The organism is Arthrobacter sp. KNU-44 (assembly GCF_051843155.1).
In the GTDB taxonomy this organism is placed as follows: Bacteria; Actinomycetota; Actinomycetes; order Actinomycetales; family Micrococcaceae; genus Arthrobacter.
The window spans coordinates 484,427-510,486 of record NZ_JBPXNG010000002.1 but is presented as its reverse complement, the minus strand read 5'-3'; the positions used below and the strand labels follow the sequence as shown (position 1 = coordinate 510,486).

Below are 26,060 nucleotides of genomic sequence, written 5' to 3'. Positions count from 1 at the left end.
TCTTCGGCTAGGGTTCTGGACTAGTGTTCCGAGTCGGGAAGCAGGTCAGATCCAATGAATCCGTTGTCGTTACGGCTTTCGGCAATCATTGTGCCCTTGCTTGTCGCGTCGATTCTCCAAGCAGGCCCGGCTTCCGCGGACGACGATGCGCCGCCGTCGGGGTACCCCAGCTGGGCAGAGGTACAGCAGGCCCAAGGGAACGAAGCTGCCGCAAGCGCCGAAGTGGACCGCATCAACCAGTTATTGGCCGGTCTTCAACAGAAGTCGGGCGAGCTCGGGGCGGCAGCCATCAAGGCGGGAACTGAGTACGCGAAGGCCCATGACGCCTTGCAGCATCAGCAGGCAGTCACGCAGAAACTGGCGGAGGCGTCCCAGCAGGCCAAGGCAAAAGCGGATTCACTGAAGAAGGCCACTTCCTCCCTGGTGGTCAAGGCATACGAGTCGGGCGGCTTCGATCCCGGGCCCTGGTCCCTTGCGAATGCCGCCATCGCACCGGACAATATTCAAAATTTCGCCTTGCTGAACAAGGTCCTCGATCGTACGGCGAAGCTGCACGATGATGCGCTGAGCGCTTCGCAGGCATCCGCCGCGGCAACGGCCCAGGAACAAGCTGCCCGCGATGTCTTGGCCCAGTTGGACAGTGACGCCGCGGCAAAGGCCCAGGCCGCGGAGTCTGCGAGGCGCGCGGCCGAAGACAGCGTTGCCGCCACGGACGGCCAGCGAAAGACCATGGTCGCCCAGCTCGCGTCCTTGACGTCCACTTCTGCTGCAGTCGCGCAGAAATACCAGGACGGCCAGGTGGCGCTTGCCGCTTATCAGGCTGCCCAGGAGGCCAAGAGGGAGGCGGCACAGCGCAAGGCTGAAGCCGACGCCCTGGCGGCAGCCAACCAGCGGGCGGCGCAACAGCAAGCCGCCCAGCCGCCCATCAGCAGCGGCGGAGGCGCCAGCAGCAACAACAGCGGCGGCAGCAGCGGCGGCGGCTTCGTAGGGGGAGGCGGTGGCGGGGGAAACGTCGTCAACGACCCCGTAGGCGCACGGCAATACGCGTCCTCCCGGCTCGGCGCCTACGGCTGGGGCCAGGACCAAATGCAGTGCCTGTCGCAGCTGTGGACCCAGGAATCAAGCTGGATGACAGATGCCACCAATCCCAGCAGCGGTGCCTACGGTGTTGCGCAGGCGCTGCCGCCGGACAAGTACTATTCGGCAGGCAGCGACTGGCTCAGCAACTACCGGACACAGATTGATTGGGGCCTCGGCTATATCCGCGACCGCTATGGTTCGCCCTGCAACGCTTGGCAGCATGAGATGGGCTTCAACTGGTACTAGTCCGAGGGGCTACCCTAGATTGGTGAGTTCCCCTTCCGCAGCACCAGCACCAGCCCCCCTTCAGCAGCCCGCTCTGGGCCCTGTGAGCGAGCCCGCACCCGAGCACGGTGCGAAGCGCACCTACCAGGTCCGCACCTTCGGTTGCCAAATGAATGTCCATGACTCCGAGCGCATGGCAGGACTCCTGGAGGATGCAGGATACGTACCCTTCGACGGCGGCGTCGCCGACGTGGTGGTCTTCAACACCTGCGCAGTTCGTGAGAACGCCGACAACAAGCTTTACGGCAACCTCGGGGAACTCAAGCAGGTCAAGGCTGCCCATCCGGGCATGCAGATCGCCGTGGGCGGATGCCTGGCGCAAAAGGACCGCGAAACCATCGTGCGCAAGGCTCCGTGGGTGGATGCCGTGTTCGGCACCCACAATGTGGGGGCGCTCCCGGCGTTGCTGGACAGGGCACGTCACAACAACGAGGCACAGCTCGAAATCCTGGAATCGCTGGACGTCTTTCCCTCCACCCTGCCGACCAAGCGTGACTCTGTGTACTCGGGATGGGTTTCCATCTCCGTCGGGTGCAACAACACCTGCACGTTCTGCATCGTCCCGTCGCTCCGCGGCAAGGAAAAGGACCGCCGTCCCGGCGAGATCCTGGCCGAAATCCAGGCCTTGGTGGACGACGGCGCCGTCGAGGTCACCCTGCTTGGCCAGAACGTGAACTCCTACGGCGTGGAATTCGGGGACCGCCTGGCTTTCTCCAAACTGCTGCGCGCCTGCGGCGACATCGAGGGCCTTGAGCGTGTCCGCTTCACGAGCCCGCACCCGGCTGCCTTCACTGACGACGTCATCGACGCGATGGCCGAGACCCCCAACGTCATGCCGCAGTTGCACATGCCACTCCAGTCCGGCTCGGACAAGGTCCTCAAGGACATGCGCCGCTCCTACCGCTCCACCAAGTTCCTCGGCATCCTGGACAAGGTCCGTGACAAGATTCCCCACGCCGCGATCACCACCGACATCATCGTGGGCTTCCCCGGCGAGACGGAAGAGGACTTCCAAGACACGCTCGACGTCGTCGAGAAGTCACGCTTCGCCTCGGCCTTCACCTTCCAGTACTCCAAGCGCCCAGGCACCCCGGCCGCGGAGCTTCCGGAACAGCTCCCGAAGGCCGTTGTCCAGGAACGCTACGAGCGGCTCACTGCCCTCCAGGACCGCATCGCGGCCGAGGAGAACAGGAAACAGCTCGGACGCCGGGTTGAACTCCTGGTCACGGCCCAGTCCGGACGCAAAGCAGAAGAGACGCATCGCTTGTCCGGCCGCTCCCAGGACCAGCGGCTGGTCCACTTCTCTGTGCCCGAGGGCGCAGAGATCCCGAGGCCCGGCGACTTCGTCACCGTGACGATCACCGGGGCTGCTGCCTTCCACCTCGTCTCCGATCCGGCGACGACGGCGGACTACAGCTTGAGGCGCTCCCGTGCCGGCGACGCTTGGGACCGCTCGCAGGCTGATTCCTGCGGCGCTCCGGCACCGGGTGCCGCGGGGGCCGGGTCCGGCAGCCTGAAAGGCGTCTCCCTTGGCATGCCGTCGCTTCCCGTGCGGCGCGGCTAGCCCGGCATGACAGCAGTACCGGCCGGATCAGCGGATCCGAATCCGCCCGTGATCGCCGTCGTCGGACCCACCGGTTCCGGTAAGTCCGATCTCGCCGTCCACCTGGCCCTCGCGATCGACGGCGAGGTCATCAACGCCGACGCCATGCAGTTCTACCGTGGAATGGATATCGGCACAGCCAAGATCAGCGTCCCTGAACGCAGGGGAGTGCCCCACCACCTCCTGGACACGATGGATGTCACCGAGGAAGCGAGCGTCTCCGCTTTCCAGGCCGACTGCCGAGCCGCCATCCGCGATATTCATCACCGAGGCAAGCGTGCCATCCTGGTGGGCGGCTCCGGCCTTTATGTCCGGGCAGCGTTGGATGTCCTGGAATTTCCCGGCACGGACCCAGGCGTACGGCAACGGCTTGAGCATGAGCACGAGACATCCGGTCTTCCAGGCCTCCAGGAACGCCTGCAGCGCGTCGACCCCGTGTCCGCCGGAAGGCTCGGTGACGCACGCCGCGTCATCCGCGCGCTGGAAGTCTTCGAACTTACGGGGCGCCCGTTCAGCTCGTTCATGCCGAAGCGAGAGTACTTCCAGCCGGCCGTGCAGATAGGGCTCGACGTCGACCGCGGAGTACTGCGCGAGCGTTTGGCCGAGCGCGTCCTGAGGATGGTCGATGCGGGACTTCTTGAAGAGGTCGCGCGGCTGGACGCCGCCGGACTGCGACAAGGCAAGACGGCATCGCGGGCGCTCGGATATGCCCAGTTCCTCCGGGTCCTCGACGGCGAGTCCGACGCGGCAACCGCGGCCGAAGAAACCATCGTCGCCACCCGCCAATTCGCCCGCCGCCAGCTCACCTGGTTCCGGGCCGACCCCCGGATCCATTGGCTTGACTGGCAGGATCCGGATTTGGTGGCCAAGGCGGCAGAAATCTGCGCGAGCCCGGCGTCGGTGATTTAGGCGCAACCCTTAGTGCAGGTAGCCTTGAGCCATGGATGAAACCCTTGCATTTTCCGCCCCGCAGCCTGCCGCTGCCGGCGGTGCCGTACCCGCCTCCGGTCTTCACGGCCTGGCCTTCTCCAAGGGGCACGGTACGGGCAACGACTTCGTCCTCATCGCGGACCCCGAAGACGCGCACCAGATTTCCCCGGAGCAGGTCGCAGCGCTTTGTGACCGCCACGTGGGCATCGGCGGGGACGGGCTCATCCGGGCAGTCCCTTCACGGTTCCTGTCCGAAGGCCTTCAGCTGCTCGAAGCAGACTCTGATGCCGAGTGGTTCATGGACTACCGCAACGGCGACGGTTCGCTGTCCGAGATGTGCGGCAACGGCGTCCGCGTCTTCGTCCAATTCCTGATCGAGCAGGGTCTTGTCACGCTCGACGCCGGTGAATCCCTGACCATCGGGACGCGCGGCGGCATCAAGAAGATTGGCCGGACCGCTGAGGGCTTCGCGGTGGACATGGGTCCTTGGGAGTTCATTTTCCCCAAGGATGCCACCAGCAAGGCCATGGACTCCCTCGTCAGCGCCGACGGACTGGAAGTCGCCCGGCCTGCCCTTTCTGTCAGCATGGGCAACCCGCACACTGTAGTGGCATTGGCTGAACTGTCCGAGCTCAGATCCACGCAGCTCTTCAAGGCTCCAGTCGTTGATCCCAAGCCGGCCAACGGCACCAACGTCGAATTCGTGGTTCCCGCGGAGCCCCTCGTCCACGACGGCATAGGCAACATCACCATGCGAGTCCACGAACGCGGCGTCGGCGAGACCCAGTCGTGCGGCACCGGTGCCTGCGCGGCCGCCGTCGCCATCCGCCACTGGGCCGGGGAAGGCGCTCCCGATACGTGGCGCGTCAAGGTGCCGGGCGGCGTCGTCGGCGTGCGGTTCTTCCCGGGAGAAAGCGGCCGGGAACACGTGGAGCTCAGCGGCCCCGCCGTGATTGTCGCTAGCGGGACGCTTTCCTGATCCGCAGCACGCGGAAGGATTTCGACGTACTTTCCCGGGATATCGAGAAAGAACCGTCGAGGGTATCGGCCAGCCAACGCTGAAGCGAGTCCGCTCCAAGGTTTTTCTGCACCACAAGCCAGGCGTTTCCACCCGGAGCGAGCCGCGGCAGCCACCTGAGCAGCAGATTGTGGAGTTCATCCTTGCCGATGCGGATGGGCGGGTTTGACCAGATGGTGTCGAACATCACGGCAGGGTCGACGTCGTCGGGCAGGCTCGCTGTGACATTCCCGAGCTCCAGGAGGGCGGCGTTCTCGTTGGTCAGGGTGACGCAACGCTCGTTGACATCAACCGCGTGGACGCGCGCGTGCGGCGCCATGAGCCCCATCGTCAACGCAATGGGACCCCAGCCGCAGCCAATGTCCAGCAGATTTCCCTGCGGTGCCGGCGGCGGAACCTCCGAAAGCAGGATCGCTGTTCCCTTGTCGATCCCGTCGGGGCTGAAGATGCCCCCCGATGTCTGGAGCCGGCGGGTCGCGCCGGCCAGTTCCACCGTGAGGGGCTTGCGGGTGAACGGCCCCGCGGGCTGTGCGCTGAAATAGTGAGCAGACTCCATAGCTTGCCAGATTAGTGGCCAGCAGCGGGCAAGGGAAACCGCGCACCGCGACAAACCGGTCCAACCCGGGCTTGACGGGGTCTGATAGTCTGATCCGCATGTTCCTGATCTTTGAGTAGCCGGCACCGCCCGCGACGCAGGCCTGCTTCATAGCAGCGCCATTCCGCCTTGGCATGTCCGTTCCAGACGTTGCTTTTTGACGACTGGACACTCAGCAGATCGTCCCCTTCCCTCCTGGGATCTGTGCACGCAATACGCGCAGACCGTTCCGGATGGAGATCCCAGACCATCGGCCGAGCCTTGCCAGGCATCAGCCCTGCGCGAATTCCGCGCCACAAGAGACGAATCGGCACTATTCTGGAAATGCCGAACCCCCTAAAGGAGACCATGACCACGCAGAAGAACACCGGACCCGATTCCGACGCCCAGGACATGAGTCCTGAAGAAATCCAGGCTGTCATCGACCGGATTCTCTCCAAGGACGCACCTGCCATAGTCCAGGACCGCGACGAACCCCGGGGCGTGTTTGGCAAGGCCCAGGCGATTTCCCGTCTGGACGAAGAACACAGCATCTACGACGGCGATCAAGAGGATCTGGCCGAGCGCCGGGCCTTGGGCCGTACCGCGGGCCTGTCCACGGAACTTGAAGATGTCACCGAGGTCGAATACCGGCAGCTGCGCCTGGAGCGCGTCGTGCTGGCAGGCCTGTGGACCGAAGGCACCCTGGCCGACGCCGAGAATTCCCTGAGGGAACTTGCCGCCCTGGCCGAAACGGCCGGCTCGGAAGTCCTGGACGGGATCGTCCAGCGCCGCATGAAGCCGGACCCCGGAACGTTCCTCGGCTCAGGCAAAGCCATCGAGCTCAAGGACATTGTGATGTCCACCGGCGCGGACACCGTGGTGGTCGACGCCGAACTGGCTCCATCCCAACGGCGTGGCCTTGAGGACATCGTCAAGGTCAAGGTGGTGGACCGCACCACGTTGATCCTCGACATCTTCGCGCAGCATGCCAAGAGCCGCGAGGGCAAGGCCCAGGTTGAGCTTGCACAGTTGGAATACCTGTTGCCGCGCCTGCGTGGTTGGGGCGATTCCATGTCCCGCCAGGCCGGTGGCCAGGTGGGTGGTGCCGGCGCCGGTATGGGTTCCCGTGGTCCTGGTGAAACGAAGATCGAACTTGACCGCCGTCGAATCCGCACGCGCATGGCCAAGCTACGGCGTGAAATAGCCGCGATGAAGCCATCGCGCGAGACCAAGCGGGCCAACCGCCGTCGTAATGCCGTTCCTTCGGTCGCCATCGCCGGTTACACGAACGCCGGAAAGTCGTCGTTGCTCAACCGCCTGACGGATGCCGGTGTCCTCGTGGAGAACGCGTTGTTCGCCACCCTGGATCCGACAGTCCGGAAGGCCCAGACCCCTGACGGGATCGGCTACACCCTCTCGGACACCGTCGGCTTCGTGCGCTCGATGCCCACCCAACTTGTGGAGGCTTTCCGCTCCACGCTCGAAGAGGTGGCCGACGCCGATCTGATCCTCCATGTGGTGGACGTTTCGCATCCCGATCCGGAAGGCCAGATCGCGGCGGTCCGCACGGTATTCAGCGAAGTGGATGCCCGGAAGATCCCGGAAATCATCGTCCTGAACAAGGCCGACGTCGCGGATCCGTTTGTCGTGGAGCGGCTCAAGCAAAAAGAGCCCCGCCACGTCGTCGTGTCCACCCGCACAGGACAGGGTATCGCCGAGCTCCTTGGAGCCATCAGCGAAGCCATCCCGCGCCCTGGCGTGCGCCTTGAGGTCCTGATCCCGTACAACCGGGGTGAGCTCATCAACAAGCTGCACAACACCGATGCCGAAATCCTGAGCCTTGAGCATGAGGAGGAAGGCACCCGCGTGGTGGCCATGGTCCATGAGAACCTGGCAGCCGAGCTGGAGTCGTTCGTCAACAATGGTTGATCCTGAGGCGGGGGAGCGCGGCGAAACCGTGGGGGAACGGACCGCCCTCGAACTCCTCGACAAAGCCGTTGCCGGCATGGGCGGCCAGAACCGCACGGGCCAACACCAGATGGCCAGGCAGGTGGCGCGGGCGATCGAGACCGGTGAACACCTCCTGGTCCAGGCTGGCACGGGCACGGGCAAGTCCCTCGCGTACTTGATTCCGCTGATTGCGCACGCGATGGAGAGCAACAAGCCCACGCTCGTGTCCACGGCCACCCTCGCCTTGCAGACCCAGATCGTAGGCCGGGATTTGCCGCGGCTCCTGGAAAGCATCAATCCTGAGCTGGAGCGCCCGGTCAGCATCGCCCTGGTCAAGGGCCGGGCCAACTATGTGTGCCGGCACAAGCTTGAGGGCGGGTTCCCCAGCGAGGAGCCGGCCGAGGGGCAGTTGTTCTCCCTCGGCGAGGACACGAGCGTTCCGCATCTCGCCGCAGCCATCGGCGGGCCTGCCTCGCAGCTCGGCAAGGAAGTGTTGCGGCTTCGCGAGTGGGCCGGGAAGACGGCGACGGGGGACCGGGACGAACTGATGCCGGGCGTGACGGACCGGGCCTGGCGCCAAGTATCCGTCACGTCGATGGAGTGCCTCGGGGCGCAGAAGTGTCCCATGGCGGAAGAGTGCTTCAGCGAGCTGGCCCGCCACCGTGCCGCGGAGTCCGACGTCGTGGTCACCAATCACGCGATGCTCGCAGTCAGCGCCTTCGAAGGCCTGGCCGTGCTGCCCGAATACGACGTCGTCGTGGTGGACGAGGCCCACGAGCTCCAGGACCGCGTGACCGGGGCTGTGTCCGGGCAGCTGTCCGTCGCGATGATCCATGCCGCTGCCTCGAGCGCCCGCAAACACACGGCCATCACTGTGGACGCCCTGAACGCCGCCGCGGACCGCTTGGAACTCGCGATCATCGGTGCGCCCTCGGGCCTCCTGCCCAACGGGCTCAATGACGATCAACTTGATTGCGTGGACCAGCTCCGGGAAGCCTGCCGTGCAGCGCTTTCCGACTCGAAGGGAGATTCGTCCAACACGGTCGACGGCGGACGCCAGCTCGCGCGCTCACGGCTGATGTTGATCCTCGAGCTGTGCGAACGGCTGCTCTCAGCCCGGGAAAACCGGGAAGTCGTGTGGCTTTCCCGGAACAGTACCTTCGATCCGCAACAGGGCTACACGGCGCCCGACGAGGATTCGCCTGCTCTTATCAATATCGCGCCGCTCAGCGTTGCCGGACGCCTCCGGGAAGGGCTCTTCGCGGGCCATACCGTGGTTTTGACCTCCGCCACCTTGGCTATCGGCTCTGCATTCGAGGCCACAGCCGGAGGACTGGGCCTGACTGGCCAAGGCGCCCCCAGCTGGACCGGCGTGGATGTAGGCTCGCCCTTCGACTACCCGAAGCAAGGCATGCTGTACGTCGCCAAGCACCTGCCCAAGCCGGGGCGAGGGACCTCTCCCGAAGCGCTTGACGAACTTGAAGAGCTCATCAAGGCCTCGCACGGCGGAGCCTTGTGCCTCTTTTCTTCCCGACGTGCGGCGGAGGAGGCGGCGGAAGCGATGCGCTCACGCCTGGACGTGGACATCCTGTGCCAAGGCGAATCGACCATGGCCGCGTTGGTGAGGCAGTTTGCCGAGGAGGAAGACACGTGCCTGTTCGGCACCATGTCCCTTTGGCAGGGCGTTGACGTTCCGGGCGGTTCATGCCGGCTGGTGGTGATTGACCGGATCCCGTTCCCTCGTCCGGACGATCCCCTGATGACGGCACGGTCCCGCGCAGTGGCGCAGGCCGGAGGCAACGGTTTCATGGCAGTTTCGGCAACGCACGCCGCCATCCGGCTGGCCCAAGGCGCCGGCCGGCTCATCCGCTCAACGGGGGACAAGGGCGTCGTGGCAGTCCTGGATTCGCGGCTTTCGACGGAGCGCTACGGAAACTTCCTGCGGGCAGCGTTGCCGCCCTTCTGGCCCACCACGGACCGTTCCGTGGTGCGCGGTGCGCTCGAACGGCTTTACGCCGAGTCAGCCAAGGCTTAAGGCGCGCTCTTGCTCACGCGGACCCGTCCTGGTGCGAGGACGTCCTAAAGGGAGCGCAGGACCGAGACGACCTTGCCCATGATGGTGGCATGGTCTCCCAGGATGGGTTCGTACTGCGTGTTCTGGGGGAGCAGCCAGGTGTGGCCGTCGCGCTGCCGGAAGGTCTTGACGGTGGCTTCGTCGTCCAGGAGTGCGGCCACGATGTCGCCGTTGAGTGCGTCGTTTTGACGCCGCACTACCACCCAGTCTCCATCGCAGATAGCGGCGTCGATCATGGAATCACCGGCGACTCTCAGCATGAAGAGCTCGCCATGGCCTACCAATTGGCGGGGCAGAGGCAGTACGTCTTCAACGGTCTGGTCCGCCAGGATGGGTCCACCGGCAGCAATGCGTCCGACGAGGGGGACCATGGCCGTGTCACTGGCACTCGCGAGTTCCGTGACGGCCAGTCCTCCCGCGCTGCGGAGTTTCGCCGGCGATTCAACGCCGGGTATGACAGAGCCGCCGTCCAGGGTCAACGGCATGAGGACTTCCATTGCACGCGGGCGCTTGGGATCGCGACGAAGATAGCCGAGCTTCTCAAGCTGCGACAACTGGTGCGTAACGCTGGACAAGCTGGCTAGGCCAACCGTGTCCCCGATTTCACGCATCGACGGCGGATAGCCATGATCGTTCACTGAACGTTGGATGGTCTCCAGGATTTTCTTCTGGCGGACGGTCAGGCTCTTGGGGGCCTTCTGCGGCTGCTGGCTCCGCGCTGAGGCCGGCCCGCTGCCAGTGGCTTTCGCTGCCATTTTCACCAACGCCCTTCCGTTCCGCCCGTTCGGCCCTGAGGCGCCTGCCGGGACTGTCGGCCTGAAATGTCAGACCCTCCTGTTGCACTGGTTCAGTGCTCTTCCTTCACTCAAACGTAGGGCAGGCACTGGCGTTTTTCAAACATTTGTTCTAGCGAGTCTCGACATCGTTCGTTGATAGGTGCTAAAAATGTCATAGCAAGGTTCGAATATGTGTTCTATAAAAGTGCTGCAGGATCCGGGTGTTCGTTCGAATCGTTCGAACAGATCAACTAATAACCGTCCTGCAAGCACTGACTGAAGGCAAGAATTGGCAGCCGCAACCAGAGATTCCGGAACGCGGCATTGTTCAGAAGGGCTCAGCTCATGTCCGCAATCACCATCACCCACCGGTCCGGCCGCAATACGGCACCGGGCCGGCTTCGCCTGACCCGCCGGGGCCGCATGGTCTTCTTCGGGGTCCCGGCAATGCTCGTGGTCGCAGTGCTGCTCAGCCTGGCGGGATTCCTGAATTCGCCGGCCAAGGCTGCTGATTCCGCCGCCGAGCTGCAGCCCACTTCAAGTACGAGCGTCACGGTACAGGTGGGCCAGTCCTTGTGGGGGATTGCGGGAATCGCCGCGCCTTCCCGGGATCCACGCGACGTCGTTGCCGAGATTATCCAGCTGAACAACCTTCAGGACGGCCACATCGTGCCGGGCCAGCAACTGTTCATTCCGGCCACTTAACACCAACGCTGACCGGGTTGGCAGGTCTCCGAGTCGGCGCCGGGCCGTCACAGTTTCAGGGCATCCGCCCCCGCACCTTAAACTGTCATGGTGAGTGACCAGCTTGAGCGACTTGACCGACTTCCCCTCCGGACCAACCTCCGCGGCCTGAGCCCGTATGGCGCGCCGCAGCTTGATGTTCCGATTTTGCTCAACGTCAATGAAAACACCCATGGCGTGCCGGCCGATGTCCAGGCGGCCATCACCGAAGCGGTAGCGGCAGCCGCCGTCGGACTGAACCGCTATCCGGACCGCGAGTTCACAGAACTGCGCGAGGCTCTTGCGGAGTACCTCGGTCACGGCCTTGCGGCCGAGAACATCTGGGCAGCCAACGGTTCCAATGAAGTTCTGCAGCAGATCCTCCAGGTCTTCGGTGGCCCGGGCCGGACCGCGCTCGGTTTCCCGCCCACGTACTCGATGTACCCACTGCTGGCCAGCGGAACCGACACGGGATACATCGCGGGAGTTCGCGCCGAAGACTATGGACTCGATGCGGCCTCGGCCGCCGCGCAGGTTCGCGAACTCAAGCCGAATGTCGTGTTCCTCTGCTCCCCGAACAACCCCACCGGCACGGGACTTGGCCTTGACGTCGTCGAAGCCGTGTACGAGGCCGGCGAGGCGAGCCAGACCGTGGTGATCGTGGACGAGGCGTACCACGAGTTCGCCCACGACAACACGCCCAGTGCGTTGACACTTCTCCCTGGCCGGGAGCGCCTCATTGTTTCCCGGACCATGAGCAAAGCCTTCGCCCTCGCCGGTGCACGCATCGGCTACATGGCAGCTGCTCCCGAGGTCGCCGACGCGATCCGCTTGGTCCGCCTTCCGTACCACCTCTCCGCCATCACGCAGGCAACCGCGCTGGCGGCCCTCCGGCACCGCGAAGCCCTCATGGCCGACGTCGAGGACATCAAGGTCCAACGCGATCGCATTGTCAGCGAGTTGAGCCGCATGGGCCTCAAGCCGGCCGCCTCGGATTCGAACTATGTGTTCTTCGGCGGAATCGAAAACCCCCATGCCCTGTGGCAAGGCCTCCTGGAACGCGGCGTCCTGATCCGCGACGTCGGCATACCGGGCCACCTCCGCGTCACAGCCGGTACGGAGCCCGAGACCACCGCCTTCCTCGAGGCGCTCGAAGCCTTGCTGGACGGCCAGCTCTCCGCACCGGCCTAGACTTAACAAGTCCCACCACTCCTTCCTCCTAAGGATCATCAATGAGCGAAAACGGCGCCAGCACGGCGGCCGCCCGGACAGCACGCATGGAACGCACCACGAGCGAGTCCTCCGTCCTGGTTGAAATCAACCTCGACGGCACGGGAGTTTCGGATATCAGCACCTCGGTGCCGTTCTATGACCACATGCTGACGGCGCTCTGCAAGCATTCGCTCATCGACATGACCGTCAAGGCGACCGGAGACACCCACATCGACGCCCACCACACTGTGGAGGATGTCGCCATTACATTCGGTGAGGTCCTGCGCACCGCCTTGGGTAACAAAGCGGGTATCCGGCGGTTCGGCGAGGCCACGGTTCCGTTGGATGAGGCGTTGGCACACGCCGTCGTCGACGTCTCCGGACGTCCTTACCTAGTTCACGGAGGTGAGCCCGCCGGTCAGGAATACCACCTGATCGGTGGACACTTCACTGGTTCGCTGACCCGCCACGTCTTCGAGGCCATCACCCTGCACGCGGGCATCTGCCTTCATATGAATGTCCTGGCCGGCCGGGATCCGCACCACATCGTGGAGGCCCAGTTCAAGGCGTTCGCCCGGGCGCTCCGCTCCGCCGTTGAGTCCGACCCCCGCGTCGAAGGCATTCCGTCCACGAAGGGCGCCTTGTGAGTAAGCACATCCTCAAGGATGGCGCTGTCGTGGACCCGAAGGCCGCCAGCCGCATTGTCTCGCCTGAAGGAAAACCGACTGTAACGGTCCTTGACTACGGCTCGGGCAATGTCCGCTCTGCGGTCCGGGCGCTTGAGCGTGCCGGAGCGGCAGTCACGTTGAGCGCCAAGCCCGAAGATGTCCTGAATGCTGACGGGCTCCTGGTCCCCGGCGTCGGCGCTTTCGAAACGGTGATGCGCGAACTCAAGGCAGTAGACGCCATTCGGATGATCGGCCGTCGTGTTGCCGGAGGCCGGCCCGTCCTGGGCATCTGCGTCGGGCTCCAGGTCTTGTTCGAGGCCGGAGTGGAACACGGAACCGAGGCAGAAGGCATGGGAGAGTGGCCCGGCAAGGTGGAACTCCTGCCAGCGCCCGTTGTCCCGCACATGGGCTGGAACACCGTGGACGTGCCCGAAGGCTCAAAGCTGTTCGCCGGCGTCGAGCATGAACGGTTCTATTTCGTGCACTCGTACGGCGTGCAGAAGTGGGAATTCGACGTCGTCCAACCCCGCATGGCTCCGCCGAAGGTGACCTGGTCCGAGCACGGTGCGCGCTTCATCGCCGCCGTGGAAAACGGTCCGTTGTGCGCTACGCAATTTCACCCCGAGAAGTCGGGCGACGCCGGAGCCCGGCTCCTGCGCAACTGGGTCGATGGCTTGCGCCCGCAAGCAAAAACCCAGCCGCAAGCGACCGAGGCCGGAGGCGCTGCCTAAGATGTGGTCCGTTATCTTCATGGGCGCGGCCGGGCTGCTGGTAGGCGGCGGAATCTCCTTCCACCAGCAGAAACGCCCCGCCTGGGTCTCCATTTCGTTCTACGTACTCGCCGGCCTGGCACTGCTGGCGGCCTACCTCTTCACTTTGCCTGCCAAATAGTGCCTGCCAAATAACTTGCCGGGCAACTGACGCCCGTCCCCACGACACCGAGGACATCAATGACATCCCCCTCTGAACTGCCCGTCCTGGAACTCCTGCCCGCCGTCGACATCGTGGACGGCCAGGCAGTCCGCCTCCTTCAGGGAGAAGCCGGCTCCGAGACCAGCTACGGCACTCCGCTGGAAGCCGCACTGAACTGGCAGAACGCCGGAGCCGAATGGGTGCACATGGTTGACCTGGACGCCGCCTTCGGCCGCGGCAACAATGCCGACCTCATCAGCGAGGTGGTCTCGCAGCTGAACGTCAAGGTTGAGCTGTCCGGCGGACTGCGCGACGACGAATCCCTCGAGCGCGCGCTTGAGCTCGGCGTCGCCCGCGTGAACCTCGGAACGGCGGCGTTGGAGAATCCCGAATGGACCCGTCGGGCCATCGACCGCTTCGGTGACAAGATCGCCGTCGGGCTCGACGTTCGCGGCACGACGCTCGCGGGCCGGGGCTGGACCAAGGAGGGCGGGGATCTCTGGGAGGTGCTGGCCCGCCTTGAGGAGGCCGGCTGCGCCCGCTACGTGGTCACCGACGTCACGAAGGACGGAACCTTGCAGGGTCCCAACGTCGAGCTGTTGCGCCGGATGGTGGAAAAGACCGGCAAACCTGTCGTTGCGTCGGGCGGCATCTCCAGCCTCGAGGACTTGCGCGTCCTGCGGGAGCTCGTGCCGCTCGGGGTCGAAGGAGCGATCGTCGGCAAGGCGCTGTACGCCGGTGCCTTCACGCTTCCGGAAGCCCTGGACGTCGCCGGCCGCCGCTGATGTCGCAGGATCCACAGTCCCCGGCTGCTGACAATGCTTCGACTACGGCACCCCGGCAGTTGCCCGGGCACATCGCTGCTGCCCTGGCGGGCGCCGGGGGATCAGGCGATTCTGCCGGCCAGCCCTGGGCGGGCCGCGACCTGAGCGGAGACGCCGCCAAGATCCATAATTTCGACGACGACGACGGAACGGCCGACGCCGGGTACCTCGCCGCCGTCGCGGCCCTGCTCGCCGGTACCGGCAGCGAGGCCGGTGTGGTGGCTTCGTTGGCGACGGCCAGGGTCTTTGTCCCGGTGGTAGCCCAGCTCGCCGAGGAAGCCGAGGGCGTGGACGGTCTCCATGCCGACAAGCAGGCCGACATGGCGCTCGTGACATTGAAAGCACCGGACGGCCGCACGGCCATGCCCGTGTTCACCTCGGCTGCCGCCCTTGAAGCCTGGCACCCGCAGGCCCGCCCCGTCGCCGTTTATGCGGCACGGGCGGCGTTGTCTGCCGTGTCAGAGGGAGCCCAGCTGCTCGTCTTGGATCCGGGTTCGGATGTCACCTTCGTGGTGCGCCGGCCTGCCATGTGGTCATTGGCGCAGCAGCGCGACTGGACGCCGTCGTACCTTGATGATGAACTGGAGGCTGCTCTCAATTCCTTGGCAGGGATGTACCCCGCCGTGCGGCGCCTGGAGATGCGGCCAGGATCGGGGATGGCTTCGCGCACGGCCGACGGATCGGCCATGGCCGGCGGGGGACCCGGGCCTGAATTGCGCGTGGTGCTGTACCTCGAAGACGGCCTGGACGCCGCCGCGGTGCAGGACCTCGTCTCCGGGCTGAACGGACGTTGGGCGCAGAACGAATTGTTCGCCGAGCGGGTTGACTCGATCGAAGTCAGCCTGCAGCGGGCGGCACAGTAGCCGAAGGCACAGGGGGAACGTCCTTGTCCTGCCCTCGGCAGAACAGAGGATATAGCTCGTGAATTTCTCTCTCTACCGGGAGATGCTGTCCATCACGTCCGTGCGGCGTCTCCTGCTGGTGGGCATGGTGGCCCGCATACCGCACTCGGCAGCGGGAGTTCTGCTCACCCTGCACATCGTGCTGACCCTGGGCAAGGGATACGCCGCCGCGGGTGCTGCCGCCGCGGTATTCACCATCGGCATCGCGATTGGCGCTCCCTGGCGAGGGCGGCGCGTGGACATTGTCGGCCTGCGCAAGGCGCTTATTCCTTCGGTGGTGTCTGAGCTGGTGATTTGGTCCGTGGTGCCGCACGTCAGCTACGAATGGATACTTCCGCTCGTCTTCGTCGGGGGCCTGTTGACACTGCCGATCTTCAGCGTCATCCGGCAGTCCCTCGGTGTGCTGGTTGATGGCGAGCAACGGCGTTCGGCCTATGCCCTGGACTCCATCGGCACCGAAGTGGTCTTCATGATCGGTCCCGCGGTGGGCGCAGTCGTGGCTACCAGCGGGTTCACCGTGCTCGGCCTGACCATCGTGGGCGTGTGCACTTCGGCCGCCGGGCTCTTCCTGCTGTGGTTCAACCCGCCCACGCGCAGCGAGGGCGTCCTGGATGCCGGCCAGACGGCTGACCGGGATGCCGATGAGCTCCATGCGGCCGAAGCCGCAGTGGTGGCCTCGGCGCCGGCCCATCTCCAGGAAGCCGCTTCAGAGATGGCCCCGACGGTCTCGCAAGCTTCCGGGTTGCGGGGAAAAATGGCCCGGAACTTCACATGGTTCACCGCGGCGGTGGCCGCCGTGTTCGCCGTCGCCGCAGGATCGGGCATGGTACTGAGCGGCACCGACGTCGGAATTGTCGCGGTGCTGCAGCGCGGGGGGCACGAGAGCGAGATCGGAATTGTTTTCTTCTTCTGGTGCGCCTCTTCGGTAGTCGGCGGGCTCATCTACGGCGCCATGCACCGGCCCGTCTCACCCATCCTGCTCCTGCTGGGCATGGCGGCCCTGACCATCCCGATGGGCTTCGCCGGGGACACCTGGACCCTTGCTTTGTTGTCCCTGCTTCCCGGTCTGCTCTGCGCGCCGGTGTTGTCCGCGGCGTCGGAAAAGGTCGCCGACATCGTGGATGAGGACCGCCGCGGCGAGGCAATGGGCTGGTATGGCTCGGCGCTCACAGCGGGCGTCGCCTTCGGTTCGCCGGTCGCCGGGCTCTTCATCGACGGCGTGGGGCCGTGGGCCGGCTTCGTCGCTATCGGGACGGCAGGAGTGGTGTTGTGCCTTGCCGGGCTGTTCCTCCAGCTTCGTCGGCGCCGGAGCATGACCATCACCCAGGCCGGCGCCGGGGATCCCGCCAACTGAGTCGCGCCTGAGCCGCCAGAATACGACGACGGCGGGCCGGCCAAAGAGGCCAGCCCGCCGTCGCGGTCCTATGGGTAGTCCGTGTCAGTTGACCGGGCCGGTGAACTTTTCGCCCGGGCCCTTGCCCGGTTCGTCCGGGATCAGGGAAGCTTCGCGGAACGCAAGTTGCAGGGAGCGGAGGCCATCGCGCAAGGGGCCCGCGTGCTGCGAACCGATTTCCGGTGCTGCGGCGGTGACCAGGCCGGCCAAAGCGGTGATCAGTTTGCGCGCTTCGTCCAGGTCCTTGAGCTCTTCGGCTTGGGGGTCGTCGGCCAAGCCCACCTTGACGGCCGCTGCGCTCATGAGGTGAACGGCGCCGGTGGTGATGACCTCAACAGCCGGAACTTCCGAAATGTCGCGGATCTGCTGGCCTACTCCGGCGTCGGTGCCGGCGGGCTCGTGGTCGAGGGAATTGCTGTCTGAAGTGCTCATGCTGGTAAGCTTGTCACAGACCGACTGGAAGTTGCCATTTCCCATGGCACAGGCAGCGCTCGGCCACCCATCGTTAATGTGCGCTTGGTTGCCGATTTCTGTAGAATTGATTTTCAGTTTGCAAGCGGAGTTCTCTCCCACCCGCGTCAGCCGTTTCCCTTAGGGGATGTAAGTTGCCGGGTACATGGTCGGACACCGTTCAAGGTAAGCCTTGGATGGTGCGAACGCCCCGTTGAGGGGCCGTCTCCGATCTTCGAGGCCTTCGATTGCGCCAGCAATTGGGGGCCTTCTCTATTTGCCGGTGGAATACTCATCACAACAACAGGAGCTTTGACATTAGCGAGCCAAGAATCAATGAGCGTATCCGCGTCCCCGAGGTGCGTTTGGTCGGCCCTGCCGGCGAACAGGTTGGAATCGTCCGTATTGAGGACGCCCTGCGTCTGGCTGCCGAGGCTGACCTGGATCTCGTTGAAGTTGCACCGCAGGCGAAGCCTCCGGTGTGCAAGCTGATGGACTTCGGCAAGTACAAGTACGAAGCCGCTGTCAAAGCCCGTGAGGCCCGCAAGAACCAGACCAACACGGTTCTCAAGGAAATCCGCTTCCGCCTGAAGATCGACACCCACGACTACGAGACCAAGCGCGGCCACGCGCTCCGCTTCCTGGGTGCCGGTGACAAGGTGAAGGCCATGATCCAGTTCCGTGGACGTGAGCAGCAGCGTCCTGAAATGGGCATCCGCCTGTTGCAGCGTTTCGCTGAGGACGTCGCCGAAGTTGGCGTGATTGAGTCCAGCCCGCGCATCGATGGCCGGAACATGGTCATGGTGATTGGTCCGTTGAAGAACAAGGCTGAGGCCAAGGCCGAGGCCCGCCGCGCGGCGCAGCGTGCAGAAGCCAAGGCACAGAATGAAGCCAAGGCTGCAGGCCGGATTGACGTCTCTGGCGAGGATGCTCCCTTGACCCAGTCACTCGCCGACTTGCTCCCGGCGGAACTCTTGACTCAGGCTGGGGATACCCAGGCCGAGGAAACCCAGGCTGAGGAAACCGCGCCGGAAGCCGTTGAGGCGGAGGCTGCTGAAGTCGAAGAGACTCCGGCCGCTGAGGAAACGGTTGTCGAAGAAGCCCCTGTGGTTGAAGCAGCTCCGGTGGTCGAAGAAGCTCCCGTGGTTGAAGCAGCTCCGGTTGCCGAAAAGGCTCCCGTAGTTGAAGCAGCTCCGGTTGCCGCACCGGCGCCGGCGAAGGCACCAGCGAAGGCTCCTGCACCGGCAAAGGCTCCTGAGCAGGCAGCTCCGAAGCCTGTTGTACCAGCTGCCCCCAAGCCTGCTGCTACACCAGTACCGAAACCGATGGCGAAGCCCGCGGTTCCGAAGCCTGCAGCTCGACCGGCAGCCCCCAAGGCCGCTCCGAAGCCAGCGGCACGCAAGACCAACTAGTCACGCCGCAGGAGGGGCATCCCCTCTGCCCGGCACGAAAGCAGTAGCCGCCCTTCATGGGGTGGCTGCACGAAAGAACTGCAGACCCAGTCTGCGGACACGTAAGGAGATCGGTTCCCATGCCGAAGATGAAGACCCACAGTGGTGCTAAGAAGCGCTTCAAGCTGACCGGTACCGGCAAGCTGAAGCGTCAGCAGGCCAACCGCCGCCACTACCTGGAGCACAAGTCCTCCACCCTGACCCGTCGCCTTGCCGGCGACAAGATCGTCTTCAAGGGCGATGCCAAGGTCATCAAGAGGATGCTCGGCATCTAAGTTCCAAGTTTTCTGGTTGCTGCCATCCGGCAGCTGCCGACTACACCAAAGCCTTCTCAGGCCGGCCGGGTTTCCGGCAGTAGCAGCTTGGGATAAGAATTTTGAAGGAGTACGCACGTGGCACGTGTGAAGCGGGCGGTAAACGCCCACAAGAAGCGTCGGGTTGTCCTTGAACGGGCCAAGGGTTACCGCGGTCAGCGGTCTCGCCTGTACCGCAAGGCAAAAGAGCAGCTGCTGCACTCGTTTGTGTACAGCTACGGCGACCGCCGCAAGAAGAAGGGCGACTTCCGTCGCCTCTGGATCCAGCGCATCAACGCTGCATCCCGCGCCAACGGCCTGACCTACAACCGTCTGATCCAGGGCCTGAAGGCCGCTGAGGTCGAGGTTGACCGCCGCATGCTGGCAGAGCTGGCCGTTTCCGACGCCAACGCTTTTGCCGCGCTGGTCAAGGTTGCCAAGGATTCCCTGCCTGCCGACACCTCCGCTCCGGCCGTCAAGGCTGAAGCCGCTCCGAAGGCTGCTGCCAAGACTTCTGCGGCTGCCAAGGCTGCTCCGGCAGTCAAGGCCTCCGTTTCCGAGGAAGAGCCCGCTGCCAAGGCCCCCAAGGCCAAGGCTGCGAAGAAGCCTGCCGCTGAAGCTGCTGAGTAGCACGTAGCCTCAGTTCATGGGACGGTGGCAACTGCCACTAAAGTTCTGTATATGAACGAAACCGGGCGCCCGCAAGAACTTCCGATGTCCAACCCCCGAGCCGATCGGGTCAGGGATGTCGCAAGGCTTGCAGGGCGCCCGGCGCGTTTAAAGCGTGGCCGGTTCCTCGCCGAAGGCCCCCAGACCGTGCGCGAGGCGCTGCTCCTGCACCGGGAGCGGACCGCGGCGGGGGAGCCCGCCGTCGTACATGAAGTCTTCGCGAGCGAAAGCTGCCTTGACCGGCTTCCCGAACTGGCCGAGCTCGCCGACGGCGTTGCCTTGCGGCTTGCGAACGATGATGTCCTGGCCGCCATGGCGGACACCGTCAATCCCCAAGGGATTGTGGCCGTCTGCAGCTTTGTGGACGTCAGCCTTGAATCAGTGCTCGACGCCGGGCCGCGGCTGATCGCTGTCATGTGCCAGGTGCGCGATCCTGGCAATGCCGGGACGGTGCTTCGGGCCGCTGATGCTGCCGGTGCGGATGCCGTGGTTTTGACGGCCTCCAGCGTGGATATTTACAATCCGAAGGCCGTGCGGTCCACGGCCGGTTCGCTCTTCCACCTGCCGGTCGTCCTGGGTGCGGACGTCGAAGAGCTCGCAGCCCTCTGCAAGGAGCGCGGCATCGGGATCCTCGCAGCGGACGGTTACGGCACCCTCAATCTGGACAAACTTCAGGACGAGAACGCGGCACGCCGCCTGGGCGCGTCGGCGGCGCCCTCCGCCTACGCACTCGAAGCCCCGACGGCCTGGCTGTTCGGTAACGAGGCGCAAGGACTTTCAGACTCCGAGCTGGCGCTTGCCGACCATCGTGTCGCAGTGCCCGTCTACGGTTCGGCGGAAAGCCTGAACCTCGGCACAGCCGCCACCGTCTGCCTTTACGCCAGCGCGCGCTCCCAGCACTCCTGACCATTTCTCAACCGGTACGGTATTGCTTGCAGGACGCGACCCCGCGGTCCGTTCCTGCCGATTCACTCACATCCCCTGAACCGAAGAAGAGGTGGAGCTTTCGTGGCTGCAAATGGCGGTACCAAGGCAATCGTGGCGGCATTGAGCGCCAACCTGGCGATCGCTGTGCTCAAGTTCGTCGCCTTCGTGCTGACGATGTCGTCGTCCATGTTGGCAGAGGCAATCCACTCTGTCGCCGACTCCGGCAACCAGTTGCTCCTGCTACTTGGCGGGAAGCGGGCGCAGCGGGCCGCAAGTCCCGAACACCCCTTTGGCTATGGCCGTGAGCGCTATATCTACGCCTTCATCGTCTCGATTGTGCTGTTCAGTGTCGGAGGCCTCTTCGCGCTCTACGAATCCTGGGAGAAATTCCAGCACCCGCACGCCATCGAAGGCGATTTCTGGTGGGTGCCGCTGGCCGTGCTGCTCGGCGCCATTGCGGCGGAATCCTTCTCGTTCCGCACCGCCATCCACGAATCCAATCCCCAGCGCGGAAAACAAAGCTGGATCAAGTTCATCCGCAACGCCAAGCAACCGGAACTTCCCGTGATTCTCCTGGAGGATTTCGGAGCTCTCCTGGGCCTCGTTTTCGCGCTGTTCGGCGTGAGCCTGACCCTCATCACGGGCAACGGCTTGTGGGACGCAGCGGGCACAGGAATGATCGGGTTGCTTCTTGTGGGAATCGCCGTGGTGCTCGCGGTGGAAACCAAGTCCTTGCTGCTGGGCGAATCAGCCACCAAAGAGGACAACGCCCGCATCACGGAAGCGATCGAGTCCGACGGCACGCGCATCATCCACCTCAAGACCATGCACTTGGGCCCGGAGGAGCTGCTGGTCGCTGCGAAGATCAGCGTAGGCGCAGCAGATACCGGTCAGGCCATCGCCAAGGCGATCGACGACGCCGAACTCAGGATCCGCACTGCAGTCCCGATCGCCCGGGTCATCTACCTGGAGCCCGACGTCGAGCGGGTCCAGGTCTGAGCAACCCGCGGCAGCACTAGGCCGCCAGTGGCCGCTTGCGTTCCAGCCAGCCGCTGATGCCCGCGACGCCGAGCCCCAGGATTGCCAGGACGGCCCCGACGAGGGCAGGGGCAACGTATCCCCAGCCCCAAGCGATGACCACGCCGCCGAGGAACGCGCCAAGGGCGTTAGCGATGTTGAGGGCCGAGTGGTTGAGTGAAGAGGCCAAGGACGGAGCGTCCGGCGAAGCGTCGAGGAGGCGCGTCTGCAGCGGCGGGATAAGCATGGAGCCAATACCGCCGACGATGAAGACCATGATGAATGCGGACCACGCCCAGTGGGCCGCGACGGCGTAGGCCACCAGCGCCAAGGCAATGAGGGGAAGGACACGGTAGATGGTTCCCATGACCGACTTGTCGGCGATACGGCCGCCAAGGATATTGCCTGCCACCATGCCGAGTCCGTAGAGGGCAACTACCACGGGTATCAGCGCCTGCGGAATCCCTGCCACCGAAGTCATGGTGTGCGAGATATACGTGTAAGTGGCGAAGAAGCCGCCAAATCCGATGATTCCGATCAGCAACGCCAACCACACCTGGATGCGCTTGAGGGCACCAAGTTCCCGCCGGATGCTCGCCTCGGGGTGGGCAGGCTCAAAGGGGACAAACTTCCACAACAACACGCTGGTGGCCAGGCCGATGACGCCCACAACGACGAAGAGCAGACGCCACCCGAACGTCTGGCCGAGCCAAGTAGCCGCAGGAACACCGATGACGTTCGCGATGGTCAGCCCGCCCATGACCATCGAAATCGCCCAACCGCGCTTGGTGGGGGCAACCAGGCTCGCTGCAATGACCGCGGCGATCCCGAAGAAGGCGCCATGCGGCAGTCCCGAGGCAAACCTCGTGAACAACATGGTTCCGTAGTCCGGTGCAATGAAGGACGTCAGGTTCGCGATGGAGAGGAACAGCATGAGTCCCAAGGCAAGTTGCTTGCGGGGGAGCCGGGCGCCCAGCGCCGCGAAGATCGGCGCACCCACTACGACACCCAAAGCGTAGGCGGAAATCAGGTTCCCGGCCTCGGGAGTGCTGATGTTGAGTCCCTGCTCGATCTCCTTGAGCAAGCCCATCATGGTGAACTCCGTGGTTCCGATGGCGAATCCGCCCATGGCAAGGGCGAAGATCGCCAGCGACACGTGACGGCTTCCGGTCTTTTGGGAGGTCTTGCTGACAGCGGTAGTGGTCATCGTCCTGTTTCTTGGGGGCGAGCGGGATGTCACTCGAAGGGAATAAAGCCGACTTTCAAGCTTAGTGCGAGTCTCCGGCGAATGTCCCTGAATGTGACAACTTCCATAGGCAAGGGTGATGCTCTGACGGCCAATAGACTGTTGCGGTGACTGGACTGATAAGCGTGGCGGGCGCCGCCGTCGTCGATTCCCTTGAAAATCCGAAAAGGCTGCTCGTTGCGAGGCGCAGCGCCCCGCCGCAATTCGCCGGAATGTGGGAGTTCCCGGGCGGCAAGCTGGAGGCAGGGGAGTCCTTCGAAGACGCGCTGCACCGCGAACTGCTCGAGGAACTCGGGATCACTGTGCGGCTCGGGGCCGAAGTGGAACCGGACGCAGCCGCTGGGTGGCCCTTGAACGAGCGGGCCGTCATGAGGGTATGGTGCGCCGAACTGCTTGACGGCGAACCGCGTCCGCTCCAGGACCACGACGAACTCCGGTGGGTTCCGCTTGGCAATGGAGGCGAGGCGTTCACCTTGCCGTGGATTCCTGCTGACCTGCCGATTGTCCGGGCACTGCTGGGGCGCGTGGCCTCCGGGCTGCTTGGCTAGAAAAGAGTGGACTGACCGGCCGGTGGGGACGCCGAGGTTTCTTTGCCCGCCGTGGCGTTCCTGTGGCTGAAACCGCTGCTCCCGGAGAAATCGTGATGGGCCTTGAAGTAGTTGATACGGCCGCTTAGCCAGGTCCTGTACTCCTTCGAAGCGTACGAGCCGTGACCGTAGAGATGCCGGTACTTGCCGACGAGGCCGGGGTGATGCACTGCCAGCCATTGCATGAACCATTCCCGCGTGCCCGGCTTCAGGTACAACGCCCCGGCCGTCACTCCGGTGGCACCGGCGTCGGACAGGGCCGTAAACAGCGACTCCAGAGCGTCATCGCTGTCCGTCAGCCACGGCAGGATGGGCATGGCCATGACGCCGCACGGCAGCCCGGCCTCGCGCAGCCGGCGGATGAGCTTGAGCCTGGCGCGGGGTGCGGGCGTGCCCGGTTCCACCGCCGAGGCCAGGGCTTCGTCAGTCATGGCCAGCGAGATGCCCAGGTCCACGGGCACTTGGCTGGAGGCGTGCTTGAGGAGGGGGATGTCGCGGCCCAGGAGGGTTCCCTTGGTGAGGATGGAGAACGGAGTACCGGAATCGGCCAGAGCCCGGATGATCCCCGGCATCAGCTGGTAGCGGCCCTCTGCCCGCTGGTAGGGATCCGTATTGGTGCCGAGGGCCACATGATGGTGGCCCCACGACGGTTTGGACAATTCCCTGCGCAGGACCTCCGCCGCGTTGATCTTCACTATCACCTGGGAATCAAAATCGTGTCCGGCATCGAACTCCAGATAGGTGTGGCTCTTGCGCGCAAAGCAGTAGACACAGGCGTGGCTGCATCCGCGGTAGGGGTTGACCGTCCATTCAAAAGGCATCTGGGAACCGGACGCCACCTTGTTGAGCACCGATTTGGCGGTGACCTCATGGAAGGTGACTCCGGAGAATTCGGGAGTTGAGACGGAACGCACAAGCCCGGCCAGCGGCAGCAGTGCGTCCGTTGCTGGGGCGGCGCCGGACAGAAGGCTGTTGCTGTTGTCTCCGGGTGCCGGACCACGTTGTGGCGAAAGTGCTTGTGCGTCCCATCTCATGGACTCCATTCGAATATATGTTCGAACGCTTGTCAAGGCCCGGTGAAAGAAGGCCCTGTGAAAGAAGGCTTGACGAAAGGAGGCCCAAGAAAGATCGGGCGGGGAGCCCTGAAGCCAGGCCAGCCCCTTGCTAGGGTGGGTTCATGATTCTGCTGACGGGATTCGAGCCTTTTGGCGGCGATTCCAGCAACCCCTCATGGGCTGCGGTCCTCGAAGCGCAGGAAATTTTGCGCGCCGAAGGGCATGACGTGGAAACGCTCGAGCTGCCGTGCGTATTCGGGGAATCCGCTGCGGTCCTGGGCGAGGCCATGGCGCGGGTACGCCCGGAGCTGGTCATCTGCGTCGGGCTCGCCGGAGGCCGGGACCGGCTCTCCTTGGAGCGTGTGGCCATCAACTGCGACGACGCCAGAATCCCGGACAACGCCGGGAACAGGCCCATCGACGAGCCGGTGGTGCCGGAAGGGCCCGCGGCGTACTTCAGCACGCTGCCGTTGAAGTCCGCGCTGCGAGCACTTCAGATCGCTGGAATCCGCGCCGAAGTCTCGCAGACCGCCGGGACGTACGTATGCAACCACGTGTTCTATGCCCTGATGCATGAGCTCGCCGGGGCTGTTGCGCCCCCCTCCCGGGGCGGTTTCATCCACGTCCCCTATGACACAGCGCAGCTGCCACAGGGCAGTGCCGCGCCCGGCATGGCGACGCAGGACATGGGCCGGGGGATCGCCGTCGTCGTTCGCACCGCGCTTGGGAATCCGGTGGACGCGAAACTGTCCGCGGGCGCCGTTCACTAAGCTGGCGCGGGTGAATCCAGCTCCCACTGCACCACAACGCTCGTGGAAACGGCCACTGAGCCTGCTTCGATGGGCACGCCTTCGCTCGTTGAGGCGCGCTGCATACCGGCCATCACCGGCACCGGCGATCCATGCCCCGGCCGCTGGTCGATGGATAGCACCTGCCCCAGCCGGCCGCCGGCAAGTGCGGCAAACCGGGCCGCCTTCGCTTCGGCATCCCGCCATGCGGCCTCTTGAGCCCGCGCCGCAACGGCCGAGGCATCCGTGAATCCTTGTTCGATCCCGTTGATGCGGAGGCTGTCACCGCCTGCAGCCACCGCGGCGGATATGGCCGCGGGGGCCGCTGACGGCTGCCCGACCCGGGCAACCAGCGTGGTTGATGCAACATAGCCGCTGACCTTTTGCCCCTGGTTTTCGGCCCAGACGAGTTCGGCACGCAGATTGAGGCCGCTGGTCCGCAGGTCAAGACCGGCCACACCATGCCCGCGCAAAGCCTCCGTCACGGCCGAGGCGATCTCTCCGGCGTCGTCATAGGCCGCTTCGGCGGCGTCGCGCCTGACCTCGACAGCGAGCGTGAGCGTGAGCAGGTCGGGAACGGCTTCAGCGGTTCCCTCTCCGGTGACAGTGATGGTGCGGACCGGTGTCATGAGGCCATGCTAGCCCCGGGC

The 26,060-nt window shown here is 64.6% G+C and carries 27 protein-coding genes; 21 read left to right on the top strand and 6 right to left on the bottom strand.

Annotated features, from left to right (window positions below; genetic code table 11):
- The first annotated feature begins 54 nt into the window (after nucleotides 1-54).
- The 4 genes from ACSVHC_RS03150 to dapF all read left to right on the top strand — a co-directional run bounded on the left by ACSVHC_RS03150 (nucleotide 55) and on the right by dapF (nucleotide 4,877).
- Entirely contained in the window at nucleotides 55-1,326 is a 1,272-nt protein-coding gene (locus tag ACSVHC_RS03150) for an aggregation-promoting factor C-terminal-like domain-containing protein (RefSeq protein WP_437773123.1), read from the top strand.
- Between the two features lie 82 nt (nucleotides 1,327-1,408).
- On the top strand, nucleotides 1,409-2,929 hold the full coding sequence (miaB, locus tag ACSVHC_RS03145) for a tRNA (N6-isopentenyl adenosine(37)-C2)-methylthiotransferase MiaB (RefSeq protein ID WP_439181371.1): 1,521 nt from the start codon (nucleotides 1,409-1,411) through the stop codon (nucleotides 2,927-2,929).
- Nucleotides 2,930-2,935: 6 nt separating this feature from the next.
- Nucleotides 2,936-3,877 carry a tRNA (adenosine(37)-N6)-dimethylallyltransferase MiaA gene (gene miaA / locus ACSVHC_RS03140; RefSeq protein WP_437773124.1) on the top strand — a complete coding sequence of 314 codons (942 nt, stop codon included), beginning with the start codon at nucleotides 2,936-2,938 and terminating at the stop codon, nucleotides 3,875-3,877.
- Nucleotides 3,878-3,908: 31 nt separating this feature from the next.
- Nucleotides 3,909-4,877 carry a diaminopimelate epimerase gene (dapF, locus tag ACSVHC_RS03135; RefSeq protein WP_437773125.1) on the top strand — a complete coding sequence of 323 codons (969 nt, stop codon included), beginning with the start codon at nucleotides 3,909-3,911 and terminating at the stop codon, nucleotides 4,875-4,877.
- Here dapF and ACSVHC_RS03130 read toward each other — a convergent pair.
- Nucleotides 4,858-5,472 (bottom strand): class I SAM-dependent methyltransferase, encoded by a 615-nt coding sequence (locus ACSVHC_RS03130; protein WP_236816702.1) that lies wholly within the window; start codon nucleotides 5,470-5,472, stop codon nucleotides 4,858-4,860. The two genes, dapF and ACSVHC_RS03130, sit on opposite strands and share 20 nt — an antisense overlap.
- 387 nt (nucleotides 5,473-5,859) lie before the next feature.
- On the opposite strand from ACSVHC_RS03130, the gene hflX reads away from it, so the two are divergent.
- Together hflX and ACSVHC_RS03120 are read left to right on the top strand one after the other, a co-directional pair.
- Nucleotides 5,860-7,422 carry a GTPase HflX gene (hflX, locus tag ACSVHC_RS03125; protein ID WP_345449825.1) on the top strand — a complete coding sequence of 521 codons (1,563 nt, stop codon included), beginning with the start codon at nucleotides 5,860-5,862 and terminating at the stop codon, nucleotides 7,420-7,422.
- Nucleotides 7,415-9,478 carry an ATP-dependent DNA helicase gene (locus ACSVHC_RS03120; protein ID WP_437773126.1) on the top strand — a complete coding sequence of 688 codons (2,064 nt, stop codon included), beginning with the start codon at nucleotides 7,415-7,417 and terminating at the stop codon, nucleotides 9,476-9,478. Before hflX ends, ACSVHC_RS03120 begins: the two co-directional genes overlap by 8 nt.
- A gap of 44 nt (nucleotides 9,479-9,522) precedes the next feature.
- Here the strand turns inward: ACSVHC_RS03120 and lexA are convergent, their stop codons facing one another.
- Entirely contained in the window at nucleotides 9,523-10,272 is a 750-nt protein-coding gene (lexA, locus tag ACSVHC_RS03115) for a transcriptional repressor LexA (protein ID WP_236816708.1), read from the bottom strand.
- 366 nt (nucleotides 10,273-10,638) lie between these two features.
- On the opposite strand from lexA, the gene ACSVHC_RS03110 reads away from it, so the two are divergent.
- From ACSVHC_RS03110 to ACSVHC_RS03075, 8 genes are all read left to right on the top strand, one after another.
- Nucleotides 10,639-10,998 carry a LysM peptidoglycan-binding domain-containing protein gene (locus tag ACSVHC_RS03110; RefSeq protein ID WP_437773127.1) on the top strand — a complete coding sequence of 120 codons (360 nt, stop codon included), beginning with the start codon at nucleotides 10,639-10,641 and terminating at the stop codon, nucleotides 10,996-10,998.
- Between the two features lie 90 nt (nucleotides 10,999-11,088).
- Nucleotides 11,089-12,207: a histidinol-phosphate transaminase gene (locus ACSVHC_RS03105; protein WP_437773128.1), complete on the top strand. Its 1,119-nt coding sequence runs from the start codon at nucleotides 11,089-11,091 to the stop codon at nucleotides 12,205-12,207.
- Between the two features lie 41 nt (nucleotides 12,208-12,248).
- On the top strand, nucleotides 12,249-12,875 hold the full coding sequence (gene hisB / locus ACSVHC_RS03100; RefSeq protein WP_234753135.1) for an imidazoleglycerol-phosphate dehydratase HisB: 627 nt from the start codon (nucleotides 12,249-12,251) through the stop codon (nucleotides 12,873-12,875).
- Complete coding sequence (hisH, locus tag ACSVHC_RS03095; RefSeq protein ID WP_437773129.1) at nucleotides 12,872-13,627, top strand: imidazole glycerol phosphate synthase subunit HisH; 756 nt, start codon at nucleotides 12,872-12,874, stop codon at nucleotides 13,625-13,627. The genes hisB and hisH overlap by 4 nt, the downstream gene beginning before the upstream one ends.
- Before the next feature lies 1 nt (nucleotide 13,628).
- Nucleotides 13,629-13,787 carry a hypothetical protein gene (locus ACSVHC_RS03090; protein ID WP_172465499.1) on the top strand — a complete coding sequence of 53 codons (159 nt, stop codon included), beginning with the start codon at nucleotides 13,629-13,631 and terminating at the stop codon, nucleotides 13,785-13,787.
- A gap of 59 nt (nucleotides 13,788-13,846) precedes the next feature.
- Entirely contained in the window at nucleotides 13,847-14,593 is a 747-nt protein-coding gene (gene priA, locus ACSVHC_RS03085; protein ID WP_437773130.1) for a bifunctional 1-(5-phosphoribosyl)-5-((5-phosphoribosylamino)methylideneamino)imidazole-4-carboxamide isomerase/phosphoribosylanthranilate isomerase PriA, read from the top strand.
- Nucleotides 14,593-15,495, top strand: coding sequence for an SseB family protein (locus ACSVHC_RS03080; RefSeq protein WP_437773131.1), 903 nt, complete (start codon nucleotides 14,593-14,595; stop codon nucleotides 15,493-15,495). Before priA ends, ACSVHC_RS03080 begins: the two co-directional genes overlap by 1 nt.
- 58 nt (nucleotides 15,496-15,553) lie before the next feature.
- Nucleotides 15,554-16,888 carry an MFS transporter gene (locus ACSVHC_RS03075; protein WP_437773132.1) on the top strand — a complete coding sequence of 445 codons (1,335 nt, stop codon included), beginning with the start codon at nucleotides 15,554-15,556 and terminating at the stop codon, nucleotides 16,886-16,888.
- A gap of 84 nt (nucleotides 16,889-16,972) precedes the next feature.
- On the opposite strand, the gene ACSVHC_RS03070 is transcribed toward ACSVHC_RS03075, so the two are convergent.
- Nucleotides 16,973-17,359 carry a DUF1844 domain-containing protein gene (locus ACSVHC_RS03070; protein ID WP_236816723.1) on the bottom strand — a complete coding sequence of 129 codons (387 nt, stop codon included), beginning with the start codon at nucleotides 17,357-17,359 and terminating at the stop codon, nucleotides 16,973-16,975.
- 377 nt (nucleotides 17,360-17,736) lie between these two features.
- Between ACSVHC_RS03070 and infC the strand changes: the two genes are divergently transcribed.
- The 5 genes from infC to ACSVHC_RS03045 all read left to right on the top strand — a co-directional run bounded on the left by infC (nucleotide 17,737) and on the right by ACSVHC_RS03045 (nucleotide 21,716).
- Nucleotides 17,737-18,789, top strand: coding sequence for a translation initiation factor IF-3 (infC, locus tag ACSVHC_RS03065; RefSeq protein ID WP_437773133.1), 1,053 nt, complete (start codon nucleotides 17,737-17,739; stop codon nucleotides 18,787-18,789).
- Between the two features lie 119 nt (nucleotides 18,790-18,908).
- The gene (gene rpmI / locus ACSVHC_RS03060; protein WP_236816733.1) at nucleotides 18,909-19,103 is read left to right on the top strand and encodes a 50S ribosomal protein L35; all 195 of its coding nucleotides are present in this window, start codon (nucleotides 18,909-18,911) and stop codon (nucleotides 19,101-19,103) included.
- Between the two features lie 117 nt (nucleotides 19,104-19,220).
- Complete coding sequence (gene rplT / locus ACSVHC_RS03055; RefSeq protein ID WP_437773134.1) at nucleotides 19,221-19,751, top strand: 50S ribosomal protein L20; 531 nt, start codon at nucleotides 19,221-19,223, stop codon at nucleotides 19,749-19,751.
- 51 nt (nucleotides 19,752-19,802) lie between these two features.
- Nucleotides 19,803-20,696, top strand: a complete 894-nt coding sequence (locus tag ACSVHC_RS03050) for a TrmH family RNA methyltransferase (RefSeq protein WP_437773135.1) — start codon at nucleotides 19,803-19,805, stop codon at nucleotides 20,694-20,696.
- Between the two features lie 102 nt (nucleotides 20,697-20,798).
- Entirely contained in the window at nucleotides 20,799-21,716 is a 918-nt protein-coding gene (locus ACSVHC_RS03045) for a cation diffusion facilitator family transporter (protein WP_437773136.1), read from the top strand.
- Between the two features lie 16 nt (nucleotides 21,717-21,732).
- Here ACSVHC_RS03045 and ACSVHC_RS03040 read toward each other — a convergent pair whose 3' ends face one another.
- Nucleotides 21,733-22,941: an MFS transporter gene (locus ACSVHC_RS03040; RefSeq protein ID WP_437773137.1), complete on the bottom strand. Its 1,209-nt coding sequence runs from the start codon at nucleotides 22,939-22,941 to the stop codon at nucleotides 21,733-21,735.
- Between the two features lie 146 nt (nucleotides 22,942-23,087).
- Here ACSVHC_RS03040 and ACSVHC_RS03035 point away from each other — a divergent pair, with 146 nt between their 5' ends.
- On the top strand, nucleotides 23,088-23,528 hold the full coding sequence (locus ACSVHC_RS03035) for a (deoxy)nucleoside triphosphate pyrophosphohydrolase (protein WP_437773138.1): 441 nt from the start codon (nucleotides 23,088-23,090) through the stop codon (nucleotides 23,526-23,528).
- Here the strand turns inward: ACSVHC_RS03035 and ACSVHC_RS03030 are convergent.
- Complete coding sequence (locus tag ACSVHC_RS03030; protein ID WP_437773139.1) at nucleotides 23,525-24,601, bottom strand: Rv2578c family radical SAM protein; 1,077 nt, start codon at nucleotides 24,599-24,601, stop codon at nucleotides 23,525-23,527. The genes ACSVHC_RS03035 and ACSVHC_RS03030 overlap by 4 nt on opposite strands.
- A 143-nt stretch (nucleotides 24,602-24,744) precedes the next feature.
- Between ACSVHC_RS03030 and pcp the strand changes: the two genes are divergently transcribed.
- A complete protein-coding gene (gene pcp / locus ACSVHC_RS03025) occupies nucleotides 24,745-25,392 on the top strand; it encodes a pyroglutamyl-peptidase I (protein ID WP_437773140.1) in 648 nt (215 codons plus the stop codon).
- Here pcp and ACSVHC_RS03020 read toward each other — a convergent pair.
- The gene (locus ACSVHC_RS03020; protein ID WP_437773141.1) at nucleotides 25,389-26,039 is read right to left on the bottom strand and encodes an SIMPL domain-containing protein; all 651 of its coding nucleotides are present in this window, start codon (nucleotides 26,037-26,039) and stop codon (nucleotides 25,389-25,391) included. The genes pcp and ACSVHC_RS03020 overlap by 4 nt on opposite strands.
- Nucleotides 26,040-26,060: the final 21 nt, after the last annotated feature.